Origin of the sequence: Capnocytophaga leadbetteri (assembly GCF_003054025.1) — a bacterium.
GTDB classification, from domain to species: domain Bacteria; phylum Bacteroidota; class Bacteroidia; order Flavobacteriales; family Flavobacteriaceae; genus Capnocytophaga; species Capnocytophaga leadbetteri.
The window spans coordinates 1-16829 of record NZ_QBKG01000001.1; the positions used below are offsets into that span (position 1 = coordinate 1).

The 16829-nt window shown below is 43.1% G+C and carries 16 protein-coding genes and 1 pseudogene; 11 read left to right on the forward strand and 6 right to left on the reverse strand.

The window, feature by feature from the left end; translation table 11 throughout:
* The first annotated feature begins 268 nt into the window (after window positions 1-268).
* The 9 genes from C8P65_RS00005 (at window position 269) to C8P65_RS00045 (ending at window position 10723) form a co-directional block, all read left to right on the forward strand.
* On the forward strand, window positions 269-748 hold the full coding sequence (locus C8P65_RS00005) for a regulatory protein RecX (RefSeq protein ID WP_107780267.1): 480 nt from the start codon (window positions 269-271) through the stop codon (window positions 746-748).
* A complete protein-coding gene (locus C8P65_RS00010; protein WP_107780269.1) occupies window positions 738-2405 on the forward strand; it encodes a DUF6909 family protein in 1668 nt (555 codons plus the stop codon). The genes C8P65_RS00005 and C8P65_RS00010 overlap by 11 nt, the downstream gene beginning before the upstream one ends.
* A gap of 5 nt (window positions 2406-2410) precedes the next feature.
* Window positions 2411-2929, forward strand: coding sequence for a class I SAM-dependent methyltransferase (locus C8P65_RS00015; RefSeq protein WP_107780271.1), 519 nt, complete (start codon window positions 2411-2413; stop codon window positions 2927-2929).
* 37 nt (window positions 2930-2966) lie between these two features.
* A complete protein-coding gene (locus C8P65_RS00020; protein ID WP_107780273.1) occupies window positions 2967-4133 on the forward strand; it encodes a peptidase associated/transthyretin-like domain-containing protein in 1167 nt (388 codons plus the stop codon).
* Window positions 4134-4326: 193 nt separating this feature from the next.
* Complete coding sequence (locus C8P65_RS00025; RefSeq protein WP_107780275.1) at window positions 4327-4968, forward strand: peptidoglycan-binding protein LysM; 642 nt, start codon at window positions 4327-4329, stop codon at window positions 4966-4968.
* A 138-nt stretch (window positions 4969-5106) separates the two neighbouring features.
* Complete coding sequence (gene polA / locus C8P65_RS00030; RefSeq protein WP_107780276.1) at window positions 5107-7896, forward strand: DNA polymerase I; 2790 nt, start codon at window positions 5107-5109, stop codon at window positions 7894-7896.
* A 23-nt stretch (window positions 7897-7919) separates the two neighbouring features.
* Window positions 7920-9215, forward strand: a complete 1296-nt coding sequence (locus tag C8P65_RS00035; RefSeq protein WP_107780278.1) for a Na+/H+ antiporter NhaC family protein — start codon at window positions 7920-7922, stop codon at window positions 9213-9215.
* An 11-nt stretch (window positions 9216-9226) separates the two neighbouring features.
* Window positions 9227-10117: a histone deacetylase family protein gene (locus tag C8P65_RS00040; RefSeq protein ID WP_107780280.1), complete on the forward strand. Its 891-nt coding sequence runs from the start codon at window positions 9227-9229 to the stop codon at window positions 10115-10117.
* A 24-nt stretch (window positions 10118-10141) separates the two neighbouring features.
* Complete coding sequence (locus C8P65_RS00045) at window positions 10142-10723, forward strand: DUF502 domain-containing protein (RefSeq protein WP_107780282.1); 582 nt, start codon at window positions 10142-10144, stop codon at window positions 10721-10723.
* 21 nt (window positions 10724-10744) lie between these two features.
* Here C8P65_RS00045 and C8P65_RS00050 read toward each other — a convergent pair whose 3' ends face one another.
* From C8P65_RS00050 to C8P65_RS00075, 6 genes and pseudogenes are all read right to left on the reverse strand, one after another.
* Window positions 10745-11965: a beta-ketoacyl-[acyl-carrier-protein] synthase family protein gene (locus tag C8P65_RS00050; RefSeq protein ID WP_107780284.1), complete on the reverse strand. Its 1221-nt coding sequence runs from the start codon at window positions 11963-11965 to the stop codon at window positions 10745-10747.
* A gap of 18 nt (window positions 11966-11983) precedes the next feature.
* Entirely contained in the window at window positions 11984-13264 is a 1281-nt protein-coding gene (gene purD, locus C8P65_RS00055) for a phosphoribosylamine--glycine ligase (RefSeq protein WP_107780286.1), read from the reverse strand.
* A gap of 31 nt (window positions 13265-13295) precedes the next feature.
* A complete protein-coding gene (gene nadE / locus C8P65_RS00060) occupies window positions 13296-14066 on the reverse strand; it encodes an NAD(+) synthase (RefSeq protein ID WP_107780288.1) in 771 nt (256 codons plus the stop codon).
* Between the two features lie 6 nt (window positions 14067-14072).
* Window positions 14073-14651 carry a Uma2 family endonuclease gene (locus C8P65_RS00065; protein WP_107780289.1) on the reverse strand — a complete coding sequence of 193 codons (579 nt, stop codon included), beginning with the start codon at window positions 14649-14651 and terminating at the stop codon, window positions 14073-14075.
* A 37-nt stretch (window positions 14652-14688) separates the two neighbouring features.
* The gene (locus C8P65_RS00070; RefSeq protein ID WP_107780290.1) at window positions 14689-15210 is read right to left on the reverse strand and encodes a YfbM family protein; all 522 of its coding nucleotides are present in this window, start codon (window positions 15208-15210) and stop codon (window positions 14689-14691) included.
* Between the two features lie 161 nt (window positions 15211-15371).
* Window positions 15372-15755 (reverse strand): annotated as a pseudogene (locus C8P65_RS00075) (IS1 family transposase); the annotation flags it as partial.
* 253 nt (window positions 15756-16008) lie between these two features.
* Between C8P65_RS00075 and C8P65_RS00080 the strand changes: the two are divergent.
* Together C8P65_RS00080 and C8P65_RS00085 are read left to right on the forward strand one after the other, a co-directional pair.
* On the forward strand, window positions 16009-16491 hold the full coding sequence (locus C8P65_RS00080) for an SMI1/KNR4 family protein (protein WP_107780291.1): 483 nt from the start codon (window positions 16009-16011) through the stop codon (window positions 16489-16491).
* A gap of 6 nt (window positions 16492-16497) precedes the next feature.
* Window positions 16498-16827 carry a hypothetical protein gene (locus C8P65_RS00085; RefSeq protein WP_107780292.1) on the forward strand — a complete coding sequence of 110 codons (330 nt, stop codon included), beginning with the start codon at window positions 16498-16500 and terminating at the stop codon, window positions 16825-16827.
* Window positions 16828-16829 lie beyond the last annotated feature (2 nt).

Consider the following 16829-nt stretch of genomic DNA (forward strand, 5'->3'; position numbering starts at 1 on the left):
CATTATTATTTACAGCAATGAAATGTCCTCGTTGTAAAGGAGAGCCTGTACTAGTAGGAAGATATGAAGAGGAAAATAGAAAAAAAGTAAGAATTTTCCCTATATATTTATATCGCCCAAAAGGTAAAAAAGAATTAGAAGTTATAAGATAAATGAAAGGCACTTACTACAAAACTCCCATTGTTTGCAAACGCAAGCAACCTTTTTTTAATGGGTAAACCACCAAATTTGCGCATCGCCAAATTATTTACTACCTTTGTACGCTATTATGAACGAATCAGTAAAAACATATACGGTAGAAGAGGCAAAGCGGCGTTTAGAGCGCTACTGCGCATACCAAGAGCGCTCGCACCGACAAGTGCGCGACAAGCTCCGCGAGATGCGTATGATTCCGCTAGCTATCGACGAGGTTATCGTGCATCTTATCAAGCACGATTTCCTCAACGAAGAGCGCTTTGCTCGCAGTTACGCCCGCGGTAAGTTCCGCCTTAAAAAATGGGGACGGGACCGCATCACCCGTTCGCTTTACGCTATGGGGCTCACCGACTACCTTATAGAAGCAGGCTTAGAAGAAATTGATGAAGATGAGTATCAAGAAGTATTCGATGCCGTAGCCGAAAAGAAATACACCTCGATAAAAGACACAAACCCTTATAAAGCAAAAGCAAAATTAGCTAATTATCTACTGTATCGCGGTTTCGAACCCGACTTAGTATACAGCAAAATAGACGAATTATATGAAGAGTAGAGCACAAGAATCAACTAACGCTATTGAGCGTATGTACGTTACTATGCGTCACCTATTCACCCGCGGTTTCTACAAGCCTATGGGCGTATCGGGCGAGGCATTGCGCGAATCATTATTGGTATTGCGCCCCGAAATATACGGCTCTATAGCCGAAAATAAAACCGAACTCAACGGACTTATTTACGTACTCGACCGCCTGCCCGAGGGCATCGAGCAGTGTTTGTATATCAACCTTATAGCCGATGAGGGTTACCGCAAATCGCATTTTAAACCTATCATTCCGCCCAAGCGCCGCCGCAACTGCTATCGTATAGACGACCAGCAGATGAATATCGAAATCACCCGTGGGCGTTCCGACATCTACGATTTGCTCACGCATCTAACGTTTTTATTCATAGAGTCGCATAAGATAGCCGACCGTATTTTGTTAGACGACAATAAGATTTCTCACGATTGGGAAAAAGTAACCGTGGCGGTGAATAAGCCCAAGCTGACGCTTGCCGAGCGCGAAGCCTGCTTTATACACATAGGCAATCTGTTGGGGCGTACTTTTGAAGAGGTACTCGAGGCGCATAATGCCCTTTCTACGGTAGCGCAACCCAATCGGTTTATACATATTATCTATTGGTTAGGCAAAATAGCGGTGAACGAACGCCTTAACGATGAGCGTCGCACCATCACCTTTAGTACCGTCTTGCGCGAGCGCATTGGTCACCACCTCCACGGCGAGATTTGGGCAGAGCATCTCAAACACCTCCTTCTCAAACGCGGATTGCTGCACCGCCCTATACATATTATAAGTGCCAATATGCACAGCGTGATGAACAGCCTATTTGCCCAAAAAGCGATAGGTACAGAAGCACAGGCAGACAGCCAAATGGCGCTATTCGAGTCGCTCAGCAAGCACGAGAACGAAGAGCTCAGACAGAAAGTGAAAAACTATGCCCACTCGCATGGTATGATTTCGGTAGACGATACTTCGGGCACCAATATAGATGTGCAGCTGTTCGATACCGCCAAGATAGACTTTACAGGCACTCCTTATGATTTAAGTCACCTAAAGGAAGAAGAAAAGCCAGTGCTCTTAGTAATGGACTATGCTTTTGGCGAACAAGCCTACGAAACGATAGACGAACTTTTGAAGCCTTACCACAAGGGCGGGGATACTCACTTTTTAGATGTAGTATCCGTATCGATTATGGGCAAAGCAGGTATTTTAGAGGGCGACAAAGGCGATATAATGATACCTACATCGCATATTTTCGAGGGTACCGCCGATAATTATCCTTTCAACAATGAGTTTTCTAAAGCCGATTTTGAAGGACACGGACTAAAAGTATTTGAGGGGTCTATGATTACTGTATTAGGCACCTCGTTGCAGAACAAAGATATACTGAAGTTTTTCTTACACTCTACGTGGAAAGCTGTAGGATTAGAGATGGAGGGCGTACACTATCAGAAAGCAATACAATCGGCCTCGAAGATACGCAAGAGCATACGCGAAGATGTAAAGGTGCGTTATGCGTACTATGCCTCTGATAACCCCCTAGAGACCGGTAGCACCCTTGCCTCAGGCGGTTTAGGCACCATCGGAGTAAAACCCACCTACCTTATAACCCTAAAGATATTGGAGCAAATTTTTTCTAAAGCCTCTTAAAAAGAATGTACAAAAAACTTCCTAAAAAGCGTTACGAGCGTACCCTTGCCATACTCAAAAAGTACGCTCCACAGGGGGCTACTATCTTAGATGTAGGAGTGGTAAACCCTTTTAGCGAACTGATGCAAGCCGAGGGCTACACAGTGCGCAACACTCAGGGCGAGGACTTGGACTTTCAAGCCGATTGCCTGCAGTCGCTCCCTGCCGATTTTGCTACCGCGCTCGAAATACTCGAGCATTTAGTCAATCCGTTGGCGGTTTTGCAGCAATTGCCTACCGATAAGCTATTAGTTACCGTGCCATTGCGCTTGTGGTTTGCCAGCGCTTACCGCAATACTAACGACCCTCGTGACTGCCATTATCACGAGTTTGAGGATTGGCAGTTAGATATGTTGTTAGAAAAAGCGGGTTGGCACATTGTATATCGCGAAAAATGGACGCATCCTGTAGGCAAATGGGGTATACGCCCATTATTGCGCCTATTTACCCCTCGCTATTACGCGGTTTATGCCGTTAGGGGTTAGTTGAATGTATTAGACAATTTAAATTGAAAATATAGTTATGAAAAGAAATATAATCGCAGTCATTATCTATATAGCCCTAATACCATTATCTTTCCCTCAAAATACTATCTCAAAATACCTTGTAGATAAAGATACTAAAGCACCTCTACAGTCTGCTACTATCCATAATGTTAATGATTACACCATTACTAATGCTGATGGGTACTTTGTGTTCTATTCTACTAATGACAGCATTACTATAAAAATGTTAGGCTATGAAACACTCAAAACTACTTTTAAAGCCCTTAGCCACACTAAAGACACCTTGTATCTTAGCCCTAAACCCTTTCAGTTAGACGAAGTAACTCTTTCTAACAAAAATATTCTTCAAGAAGCCTATAATCGTGCCTCCACCAATTATCCTATGGAGCCTTTTGCAGAAGATTTCTTTTTGCGTTGCGTACTTAAGCGCAATGGCGAACTCGTAAAAATAGAAGATTTTAGTGGGCGTATCAAACGAGATAAACTTTTTGCTGCTGAAAAGAATTATGCTTTTCAACTATTTAATATGCGTAAATTTGGTATAGAAAAGAAAGGTTTACGAACTGATGATTTTGAGTTGCCTTCCCTAAATGGTATTTTTGATTGGTATAGTAATTACTTCTTCTTAGATCCAAAGGAGTACCGTTTTTCATTCCTTAAAGTTATAGATGAAACACATCAACAAGTAAGTCATACTTCTAAAAATGAAGAGGATTACAAAAAAGGAATAGGTCATTTTATCATCAGTACTGATGATTATGCTATCAAAGAATGTATTTATAAAATCAATCCTAAAGTGGTAGATAAAATACCTTTTACTAAAAAGTTGTCAGGAAAACATAGGGTTATTGATTACTATTTGAAAGAAAAAAGTGAGAAGGACACTGATAAGAATAAGTATTTTATAACCAATGCTATAATGAGCCAAAAAATAGAGGGTTATAATAATGGTGAAAGAATAGTATATGAGGTAAGTTTCGAGCTCATTGTTACTCACCCTTTTTCAGACTTCAGTACTTTTAAAGCCAATGTAAATGGTAAAAAAGAATTGTTTAAATTAGAGATACCTTATAACAAAGAGTTTTGGGAAACCCAAAACCAATTGCCTCTTACCAATGAAATGCGTAACTTTATCAATAAAGCTCATAACCAAAAAGAATATCGTGTAATATCTAATTTTTAAAGATACTGATACGGTTAGCATTTAGCTGTTAATAATGAGCAACTTAGGAGAGCTTTCTGACGGCTAACGACTAAAGACTAACCACTATTTTTGGTCATTTTCAAAAAAAGTTGTACTTTTGCCGCCGAAATAATTTTAAGCAGGTGTTTTTCCGTGCGGAGAAACGCTGTCAGTCTTAAAGAAAACAACTTATATGAATTTACAAAAAAAGAGGTATTTATTTGTGATTATGGTATTTTTCTTTTTAGGATTTACCATTAAAGATGAAGAAACTAAAGCTACTGTTGTACCAACCAATTTCTTAGTAGAAACGCCTCAGCTGGCTACCGCTATGCCAGAAGCTACCAATAATGAGGAAACTATTACTTTCAGTGCCCTACACGCTGGTAAAACCTTTGTAGGATTTAAAGAAGCCTTAGCCTATCGCGAGTCGCGAGGCAGTTATACGGTAGTAAACCGTTTTGGATATATGGGCAAATACCAATTTGGCAAACGTATCTTGCGCTTTTTTGGGGTAAATGATATGGACGAGTTTCTCAACTCTCCTGAGCAGCAAGAACGGGTCTTCACCCTCAGCCTACAGCGCAGCAAGTGGTTTTTGCGCAAGGAAATAGAAAAATATGTAGGCAAAAAAATCAACGGAATAGAAATAACAGAATCAGGTATTTTAGCAGCTGCACACTTAGCAGGGGCAACCTCCGTTCGCAAATATTTTAAATGCCAAGGCAATTATGATTTTGCTGATGGCAATGGCATTACACTGCAACATTATCTGAAGCTCTTTGCAGGCTATGACACCTCGCACATAGTGCCAGAAGAAAAACCTAAAATATAACTTTTTTCAACTCGATATAATTACTTTGTCAAGAAAGGAACTGATATACAGTTTTTTCTTGACAAAGTTTTTTTATCAAAAGAAAAATACAATTTATTTTAGTACCTTTGCCCCCTAAAACCCTTAATAATCGCCGTTATGAAAAAACGCCTATTTTTACTCGATGCCTACGCCCTTATTTTTAGGGGCTACTACGCTTTTATTAAAAACCCGCGCATCAATTCCAAAGGACTGAACACCTCAGCCATTTTGGGCTTTATGAATTCCCTTTTCGATGTGATGAAAAAGGAGCGGCCTCATCATTTAGCCGTAGCATTCGACAAGGGCGGTAGTGTAGCGCGCACCGAGCTTTTTGCCGATTATAAAGCTAACCGCGAAGAAACCCCTGAGGCTATCCGCATAGCCATTCCTTATATACATCAGATTCTCAATGCCTTGCATATCCCTATTATAGAAAAAGAGGGCTACGAAGCCGACGATATTATCGGCACTCTTGCCAAACAGGCTGAAAAGCAAGACTATCAGGTGTATATGGTTACCCCCGATAAGGATTACGCCCAGCTGGTGAGCGACAATATCTTTATGTATCGCCCCCCTCGTGGAGGGAATGATGTAGAAATATGGGGAGTGAAAGAGGTACAAGAGAAATTTGAGGTACAAAACCCCTTGCAAGTGATAGACTTTCTGGGTATGATGGGCGATGCGGTCGATAATATCCCTGGCCTCCCAGGGGTGGGCGAGAAGACTGCCAAAAAGCTCCTTGCCGACTTTGGTTCTTTAGAAAACCTCCTTGCTAATACCGACCAGCTCAAAGGCAAGTTGCGCGAGAATATAGAAAACAATAAAGAAAAAGGTATCCTCTCTAAACAGTTGGCTACCATTATGCTCGATGTGCCCGTTGTTTTTGATGAGAAGGACTGCGAAGTCTCTACCCCCGATTTCGAGGCGGTAGGCAAACTTTTTGAAGAGTTAGAGTTTCGTCAGTTATTAGTCAATTTCCAAAAGGTATATCAGCCAGAAGCGGTAGTACAAAGCAACCAGAAAGTCGCCTCAGCCCAGTTAGATATGTTTGCCGTACAAGGCGACTTATTTGCTCAGCCCCAAGTAGCGGTCGAGAAGAAGACAGCCGCCAATACCCCCCATTACTACCAGCTGGCAGATACCCCAATGGCACAACAACTACTCTTGCAGTCGCTATTGCAGCAGACTGAAGTCTGTTTTGATACCGAAACCACTGCTATTGATGCTCTCGAAGCTGAATTAGTAGGTATTTCCTTCTGTTGGACGGCGCACAAAGGCTATTATGTACCATTTCCTGTGGATAAAGAAGAAGCTACAGCCCTGCTGAATACTTTTCGTCCGTTTTTTGAGGATGAAAAGATAACCAAAGTAGGTCAGAATTTAAAATACGACCTCAAAGTACTCGAAAATTACGGTATAAAGGTACAAGGGGCGCTATTCGATACGATGATAGCCCACTATCTTATCAACCCTGATATGCGCCATAATATGGACTTGCTTTCGGAAACCTATTTGGGTTATACCCCGATTGCTATCGAAAGCCTTATAGGCAAAGGCAAGGCGCAACGCTCAATGCGTACCGTCGCTTTAGAAGAGGTGAAAGAGTATGCGGTAGAAGATGCTGACGTTACTTGGCAGCTGAAGGACGTCTTTAAGGCAGAATTGCCTAAGGTAAATGCCCAAAAAGTGTACACCGATTTAGAGATGCCTCTGCTGAAAGTATTAGCGGCAATGGAGCGCGAGGGGGTAACCCTAGATGTGGCGTATCTGAAAGAATACTCTAAAACCTTAGACGCAGAGATAGCACAATTAGAAGCCACTATAGCCGAGCAAGCAGGTACGCCTTTCAATTTGGCATCGCCCAAGCAGTTAGGCGATATTCTCTTCGAGAAACTTAAGATAGACAGTAAGCCTAAGAAGACAAAAACAGGGCAATATGCTACTTCCGAAGAGGTGTTAGCTCCTTTTGCTGCTAAACATAAGATAGTAGCCGATATATTAGAGTGGCGACAAGTACAGAAGCTCAAATCTACTTATGTAGATGCGTTGCCGTTAGAGGTGAACCCCCGCACAGGGCGTGTGCATACTACCTATATGCAGACGGTAGCCGCTACGGGGCGCCTTAGTAGCAATAATCCTAACTTGCAGAATATCCCTATCCGTACCGAGCGTGGGCAACGAGTGCGCAAGGCATTTATAGCTCGCAATGATGATTATGTACTCCTTTCTGCCGACTATTCGCAGATAGAGTTGCGCATCATTGCCGCCTTAAGCGAAGAGCATAATATGATAGAATCTTTCTTGCACGGCGAGGATATTCACTGCGCTACGGCAGCCAAAGTGTTCAACATACCTTTAGAGGCAGTTACCCGCGAGCAACGCAGCCACGCCAAAACGGTAAACTTCGGTATTATTTATGGCGTATCAGCTTTTGGGCTTTCAGCACAAACCGATTTGAGCAGGTCGCAGAGCAAAGAGCTGATAGATACCTATTACGCTACTTACCCCAATCTGCGTAACTACATACAGAAGCAGATACACTTTGCCCAAGAGCACGGCTATGTAGAGACCGTACTGGGCAGGCGTCGCTACCTGCCCGATATACATTCGCGCAACCAAGTAGTGCGAGGGGCAGCAGAGCGCAACGCCGTAAATGCGCCTATACAAGGTTCGGCTGCTGATATTATCAAGATAGCGATGATACGTATCTATGACCTACTGCAAGCCCAGCAATTGCAAACCCGTATGCTGCTGCAAGTACACGATGAGTTAGTATTCGATGTGCCTAAAACCGAATTAGAGATAGTGAAACCCCTCATCAAAGAAGCGATGGAAAGCGCCTTTACTCTTGCCGTTCCGTTAGTCGCTGATTTAGGTATAGGCAACAACTGGCTAGATGCTCATTAAAATGATTAACAAATAACTAAATAATGAAACAGAAATTAAATATAATAAGCATTATACCGCTACTGATATTCGTAGCAATATTCTTAGGGAGTGGTTTGTATTTCGATAACTTTTATTCGCTTCCAGCACCTATTATAGCGCTTTTTGCAGTAGTGATAGCGCTTCTTATTTATAGGGCTCCGCTTAATGAGAAAATAGCTCTCTTCTTTAAAGGGGCAGGCGATAGCAATGTATTGCAGATGTGTGTTATCGCCCTCTTGGCAGGGGCATTTGCGTCAGTAGCCAAAGCCTCTGGTAGTATAGACAGTATCGTGAATATGGGTATGTACTACATATCGCCTCAGTACTTTCCGGTAGGTATTTTTCTTATAGCTTCTTTTCTGTCGTTTGCTACAGGTACTTCAGTAGGTACTATTATGACGCTTTCGCCTATTGTCTTCAACCTCGCTACCGAAAGTCACTCTAATACGGCTCTTATTGGGGCATCGCTGTTGTCAGGGGCTATGTTTGGCGATAATCTCTCGCTTATTTCTGATACTACCATTGCCGCTACCCAGTCGTTGGGTTGTAAGATGAGCGACAAGATGAAAGCCAATGCTAAGATTGCCCTACCAATGGCATTGCTTTCAGTGATTGTTCTTTTGTTTATAGGCAACCCCGAAGCACAGACTTTTATCCATAGCGAGGCATATCACGACTTTAATGTAGTGCTTATTTTGCCGTATATAGCCGTAGTGATTATCTCGCTTTTTGGAGTGAATGTGTTTGTGTCGCTTTTCTTGGGAGTGCTCTTATCAGGAGTGATAGGACTATCTTATGGTAAGTTTGGCTTTTTAGACTTTACCCAGCATACCTACAAAGGTTTTATGGATATGGCTGATATTTTCTTCTTGTACTTTATCATCGGTGGATTGGCTCTTTTAGTAGAGCATTTTGGCGGTATACAATACCTGATGAATCTCATCGCTAAGCATATTAGGAGTGGGGCATCGGCATTGCTCGGTATGGGCTTCCTTGTAACGGTAGCCGATGTATGTGTAGCCAATAATACGGTAGCGATTCTTATCGTATCGAAGATAAGCAAGCGCATCAGTGAGCAGTTTAACGTGTCGCTGCGCAATGCCGCTTCGGTGCTCGATATCTTTTCTTGCTATGCTCAAGGTCTCATTCCTTACGGGGCGCAGGTTATTGGGCTTTATCAGTTCGCCCACACAATGGATTACCCTCAATTAGTGATGTACTCAGTATATTTACACCTGCTGCTGATTGGTACTTTGGTATATATTTACTTTAGTCGGAAGAAAGCACAAACGGTATAATTTATAGTGAAATGTACATCAGTTACCACCCTATCTATAATCACCCAGTGCCAGATAATCATCGCTTTCCGATGCAGAAGTACGCCCTTTTGCCGCAACAGCTTCTGCACGAAGGGATAGCCGATCCTACTGACTTTCGTACCCCCTCTAAGGTAAGTCTGGAAACGCTCTGCTTAGCGCATACCCCAGATTATGTGCATAAGTTTGTGCAGCTACAGCTGTCGCATAAAGAGGCATTGCCTATTGGTTTTGTCCAAAATCAGCAGTTAGTAGACCGCGAACTCACCTTAGTACAAGGCACTATTGAGGCAGCCCTATGGGCACTGCGCACCGCTGAGGTAGGGTTTAATATAGCAGGGGGTACGCATCACGCGTTTTCTGATAGGGGAGAGGGGTTCTGTATGCTCAATGACCAAGCGGTGGCGGCTGCCTATTTGCTGGCGCATACAGCTGTTAGAAAAGTGCTTATTATCGATTTAGATGTACATCAGGGCAATGGTACTGCCGAGATATTTAGGCACGACCCGCGTGTCTTTACCTTTTCGATGCACGCAGAGGGCAATTACCCTTTTGTAAAAGAGCAGTCCGATAGAGATATCGCCCTACCTACAGGCACGTCTGATGCGGCTTACCTTTCTGTACTTACTTCTGTTTTGCCCGAAATTATTACTGTTCATCAGCCTGATTTTGTGTTTTACCAATCGGGAGTAGATGTGCTTAGTAGCGATAAACTAGGTAAACTATCGCTGAGTGTGCAAGGCTGTGCTGACCGCGACCGATTTGTATTCAACCTTTGTCGCCAATACCATTTGCCGGTGCAATGCTCTATGGGTGGAGGCTATTCGCCTCAGCTTTCAGCTATTCTTAGAGCGCATACCAATACTTTTATGATGAGCCAATAACCCTTAATATTCACTAAAAAACAAATGAAAAAAAAGAATTATTTAGGCATCTTTATCAAGTTTTTCTTTCAAGGAATTCTTATTATAGGCCCTCTTAGCGCTACCGTGTGGATTATATGGTCTATCTTTAAGAGTGTAGATAACTTAGTGCCCAACATCTCTCGCCAATACCCAGGGGCTGTATTTGCGGCTGTGCTGTTTGGTACCGCACTTATCGGCTTTGTAGGCAGTAAGCTTATTTTGGGGCAGCTATTCGTTAGCCTAATGGACTATATAGTGGCACATATCCCTGGGGTGAAGATTATCTATTCGTCTATTAAAGATATGTTGGCTTCGTTTGTAGGCGATAAAAGGAAGTTTACCAATCCTGTGTGGGTGCGGGTTAATGAAACCCCTGAAATATGGCGTATAGGCTTCCTTACCCAGCATACTATGAATTTTACAAATCTGGAAGGTATGGTGAGTGTTTATCTGCCACACTCTTATGCTATATCGGGGTGGGTAATCGTTACTTCTGCCGAAAATATTAAACCAGCTGAGGGTTTTACCGCCCAAAAAGCTATGGAGTTTGCCCTGAGTGGGGGTATCCTTAAAAATGATAAATAATAAAAAATGCCCATTGGCTGATTAGCTAATGGGCATTTTTTTAATTATTAAAGCTGAATTAGTACCGCCAAAACCAAATGAATTGCTCAAGAAAGCATTGATGGGCTTTTGTTGTGTACTGCCGATAATATTTAGCTTGGCACTGTCTTCATCGGGGGTTTCGAAGTTGATATTAGGAGCTATAAAGTCGTGTTGCATCATTAGTATGCTGTATATGAGCTCGCTTGCCCCTGCCATCCAGCATTCGTGTCCCGTCATTGACTTGGTAGAGCTTACAGGCGTTTTGCTGCCAAATACTTCGTAAATAGCCTTTGCTTCATTGGCATCGCCTATAGGGGTGGAAGTAGCGTGCGCATTGATATAATCTATCTCGTGGGGCTGCATACCTGCATTTTGGAGCGCTCGCCTCATCGCGCGGGCGGGGCCTTCTACACTTGGGGTAGAGATATGAGCGCCGTTAGACGAAAAACCATAGCCTACTACTTCGGCTATAGGGGTAGCCCCACGCTTTAGGGCGTGCTCATAACTTTCGAGTATAAGGGTGGCAGCCCCTCCGCTAGGTACTAAGCCGTCTCGATGTGCATCAAACGGACGAGAGGCAAGTGCAGGTGCCTCTTCGCGTATTGAGAAAACTCCTAATCCGTCGAAGCTGCCCATACAATAAGGATTTACCTCTTGGGCTCCGCCGCATATGATACAATCTTGCATACCACTCTGTATTAGCAAATAGCCTAACCCTACGGCGTGCGAACCGCTGGCACAAGCCGCGCTAATGCTCATATTGACTCCGCGCAGCTGAAAGAGGGTAGAGAGGTTCATTGTAACGGTAGAGTTCATTGTGCGAAATACTGCCCCTGAACCGAGCAATGCTGTGTCTTTCTTCTCGCGTATCTTGTCGTGTGTAAGGACTACCGATTCGGCTACACTATCATTTCCGTAGAGAATACCTACTTCATTCTGGCGTAGAAAGTCGAGGTCTATTTGTGCCGCGCTAAGGGCATCGCGGGTAGCCATATAGGCGAACTCACTTTCCTGCCCCATAGAAATGCGCTCTCTGCGCCCCAATATACCTTTGAGCTCTGGGGTAGGTAGAACACCTGTAAGGGCTGACCTATAGCCCATCAGCTTGCGCTCGGGCTGTACTACAATACCCGACTTCCCGTGATATAATGAGCTATAGACCTCGCTTAACGAAGTGCCTATACACGAATAAATCCCCATTCCTGTTATGACAACCCTCATAAGAATTTTGAACTATGATTAGAGTGATGAAAGGTCTTTACCAATGTCTCTTCGGTAGTAAGCCCCTTCGAAATGTATTTTGCTGATACTGTGGTATGACTTCTGTAGGGCTTGGTGAAAATCAGCTCCTAAGGAGGTGATTGCCAATACTCTGCCGCCTGCCGTTAGCAGTGCGCCCTCTTTTAGGGTAGTGCCTGCGTGGTATACCATACTATCGGTTACACTTTCTGTGCCGGTGATAACCTTTCCTTTTTCGTATTCCTCAGGATAGCCTCCTGATACCATTACCACTGTGGTAGCACTTTCTGGGGTTATTTTTAGCTCTTGTGCAGCCAAAGTGCCGTTGTAAAGGGATTGGAACAAAGGTACTAAGTCGCTTTCTATGCGAGGTAAAACCACTTCTGTTTCGGGGTCGCCCATACGCACGTTGTATTCTATCACGTAAGGTTCGCCTTCAACTTTTATAAGTCCGATGAAAACAAAACCTTTATAGACGATGCCTTCTGATTGTAGTCCGTTGATGGTAGGTTTTACGATGCGCTCTTCTATCTTCTGCATAAAAGCGGCATCGGCAAAAGGCACAGGCGAAACCGCCCCCATACCTCCGGTGTTGAGCCCTGTATCGGCTTCGCCAATACGCTTGTAATCTTTGGCAGTAGGCAATATCTTATAATCGACGCCATCGGTTAGCACAAAGCAGCTAAGCTCTATACCTTTGAGGAACTCTTCAATCACTACTTTGGTGCTAGCTTGCCCGAATTTAGCATCGATGAGCATACGGCGAAGTTCGGCTTGTGCTTCGTGTAGGTCTTCGAGTATTACCACCCCCTTGCCTGCCGCCAATCCGTCGGCTTTAAGCACGTAAGGGGCTTTCATCGTGCTGAGGAAAGCACAACCCTCCTCAACCGTTTCCTTAGTAAAGCTCGCATATTTAGCCGTAGGAATGTTATGGCGCACCATAAACTCTTTAGCAAACTCTTTACTGCCCTCGAGGGTAGCGCCGTGCTGCGAAGGGCCTATTACTTGCACGTGTGCGAGGTCTTTGTCGCTAACAAAGAAATCATATACTCCTTTTACTAAAGGGTCTTCGGGACCTACTACCACCATTGCAATCTCTTTTTCGAGTACAAAGGCTTTCAGGGCAGGGAAATCGGTAGGGCTAATAGCTACATTGGTAGCTACGTGGTGAGTGCCCCCATTGCCAGGGGCTATGTAAAGCTGGTCGCAAAGTGGACTGCTGTGTAGTTTTACGGCAAAGGCGTGTTCGCGACCGCCAGAGCCTAAGATTAGTATGTTCATTTTTGTCAATTTGTCAATTTGTCAATTTGTCTTATTTGTCAATTTTGCAAATGGGTATGGGCTGCATTTTGTGTTGGTTGGCACGGTTGAGGCGGGTGTATATCTCGAATACTTCGCGCTGTCTGCCTGTGAAGGCTTCGGCAGTTTGTCCTTGCTCGGTTTGTAGCATTGCCCACTCTAACTCGTCATAAGTGGCTTTTAGCTGGTCTTCATCGCTGCGGTCATCGCCAAAAAGTCCGTCAGAGGGTTTTGCTTTGAGAATGCTTTGAGGCACCTGTAAGTACTCGCCAAGTTTGTACACTTCACTCTTCATCAGGTCGGCTATAGGACTGATGTCTACGCCCCCATCGCCGTATTTGGTGAAGAAGCCTACGCCAAAATCTTCTATCTTATTGCCTGTGCCTACTACGATATACCCCTCTAAACCAGCGAAGTAGTAAAGAGTCGTCATTCGTAGGCGGGCACGGGTGTTCGCCAAAGCCATTTCGTAGGTGGGCTTATCGGTCAGCGGCACTTGCACTACGAATTGGTCGAATACAGGGGTGAGGTCTACCCGCAAATTAGTGACGTTAGGGTAGTGCGCCTTGAGGAAGCTGATGTGTTCTTCGGCTCTGCTTACGTGGCTTTCTGCCTGATGAATGGGCATTTCGAGGCAAAGAGTTGGTAACCCCGTACGCGCGCAGAGAGTAGAGACTACGGCAGAGTCTACCCCTCCTGATATGCCTATCACCAAGCCTTTGACACGGGCTTGCTGGGCGTAGTTTTTTATCCAATCAATGATTTGAGAAGCTGTTTTTTCCATATGATTCTAAAAAATATCACTTGTGTTTATCTTAAGGGTTGGAAATTTTACTGAGGTTATTTCTTTGCCCTCTACAATAGGGGCAAGTCCGCGATATTTGCCATTTTCTAATACAAAAACATTTACTTCTTTATTAGAAGGGCGCACAATCCAATACTCAGCAACCCCTGCTTCTTCGTATAGGCAAAACTTATCGCTTAAATCGCGTTGAGAGTTGCCTGCCGAAAGTATTTCGATTACTAAATCGGGGGCACCTAAGCAACGTTTGCCATCGGCTAATTTCTCAGGCTCGCACACTACACAGAGGTCGGGCTGTACGACACTGTCTTCTTTGCCTTCTGCATTAGGAAGTACCACATCAAAAGGTGCGGCAAACAGTTCGCAAGTCTTTCCTTTGAAGAAATTATAGAGTTCGCCCGACAACTTGCGAGATACTCTCTGGTGAGGTATTGCAGGGGCAGGGCTCATCTTAAAAATCTTCCCTTTTAGCAACTCTATACGCTCTTCTATTTTCCAAAGGAAATAATCGGCATAGGTATAAAGTCCGTTTACAAGGTCTAACTGATTGATATTAGTAACTTCCATTAGTGTTGAATTTGAAAATGATGTTTAGGGTATTCCCTTACGATAGGAAATTTACTATAGCCTCGCCGTTTTGGGCGGCTGTGGCGAAAAACTGTTGCAACTTTTCGAAGTGATACTTTAGGTAAGAAAAATCATCTTCGTTCCACTCTAATGAGGGGTAAAGCTCTTCATTGGCAGCCATCTCTTCGGGATTATAGTTTTCCCTTAAATCTGCTTCGGACATAGCACTGAGTCGCTTACTGAGTGCCGCTACTTGAGCGGGGGTAATGTAGTGCGCAGGTCCAAATCCATAGAGGTCAGACTGCTCATCAAAAAGCTGTCCGCTGAAAAAGAGGCGAGATACATCATCGTCTTCATCTTCTTCGTAGCCACAGACGAAAGCACTGCCTGTGAGTAGGTACATAATACCACTCCACGCCTTATCAACATCAAATAAGCGTTCATTGGTTTCTTCAACCTCGAAAAGCGTATGAATCTCCTCTTCGAGTGCCTTAGGTTCTTTTAGATATTTGTCAAACTCCGCCTTAGGTACGCGGAGGTAGTTCATAATCATACCCATAATATTGCTGTTTTACTATTGAAAGCACAAAGATAGTAATTTAATGACAAATGGCAAATGGCGAATGACAAATTAGGATATTTTTCTGTTTTCGGGTTTTTTGGGAGATATTTATACTTTGGGCGATGTTGTGCTCTTCCTGTATTGTTCCTATATCGTTCCTATATCGTTTCTATATTGTTTGTATAGGGTAAGTAAGAACAGAAAAAATTTCGGTGGTGTTTCAAAAAGTATGATGAAAAACAACAAGTCTTGCGAAAAGCTCGTTTTATTCTATGTCTCAATTTACAGTTATTCCCCTCTATCCCAACAGTATATGCTTTTCCTATTAGATGATTATCCTCTTTAAAAGTTGTTTTAAAACTTTTCCAATCATCAGTTGCTATAGAATCATAGGTAATATTCAGTTCTTTAAGTTGCTTCCTTAACTTTTTAGCTGTTCTTAAATCTCTTTTACCCCAAACATAAGTTATAATTTCTCGTGTTTCTCTGTCATAAGCGTATATAAGCCACTGTTTGTTCTCTTTTTTCTGAACATAAGTCCAAAATTCATCATACTTTTTAAATCACCTCCAAATTTTTTTATCTATGATAGAAAGAAATTTTTGATACGTTTGTATATCTGTTGATTATTTGTTATTTTTGTAGCCCAAAATTAAGCCCTATGGCTACATACAAACTACCCTTGCATTTTTGATGTAGATACGGACACTGATTACTTTTTGGGGCATCTGGTGAATATCAGGCTCGATGATAACTACCGCCTTCATTTAGAAACGATTAGTGGATAATAAACCTATGAAAAAACTTACTTTTGAGAAATATGGCTTGAGTCCGGAGAAAGTGGAACAGCTCAGGGCTTATAAGATTTTGCCCGATAAACAAACCCTAAAAAACCTCATCAAAGCCTACGAAACGGACAAGGCGGAAGAAACAGAAATTGCTGATTTTCAGAGAGAGCTGAGCCAGCCTATCGATGAGGAATATATTCGTTTTCTGTTGGAGCACAACGGAGGCATTCCTTCTAAAAACAGGGTGAAAGGCAGTAAGGTGGTAATAGACCGCTTTTTGGCTTTTCGGTCGGCTTATAAGTTTCATTCGCTGATAGACTTGTATACTGACTTTCAGAAACAGGGAATACCGATTGCGCGCACTCCTGCGGGCGATACGCTTCTATTAGCAGAAGACCAGCAGATTTATCTTTTTAATCATAATATACAAGACATAGAGCCCTCTCCTATTGCTACTTCTTTTGCCGATTTACTAATGAAACTTTATTAATTTGCAATGATTGATTACACTCCCAAAGAACATGGCTGGTTAGAAGTCATAATCAGCAATGGCACTGCCGAAATAGCTTTTGTAGCCTCTCACTTGCACGATAGTAGGCAGGATTTGATACGCTCGGTAGCAACCTTAGAAAAGTATAAAGAAGCAACCGTTGTTTTTCAAGACGAACCCGATGGTTATGTACTCCACTTAGAGTGTGAGGACAAACATTGCCATTATACCCTTCATTCCTTTAAAGGTTATGACCCAACAGCCCTCTGCGAGTTGGTTTTAGAAGGAAACATCAGTTTTGCGAGTTATAAAAACGATATAGCAAAGATTAAATAATA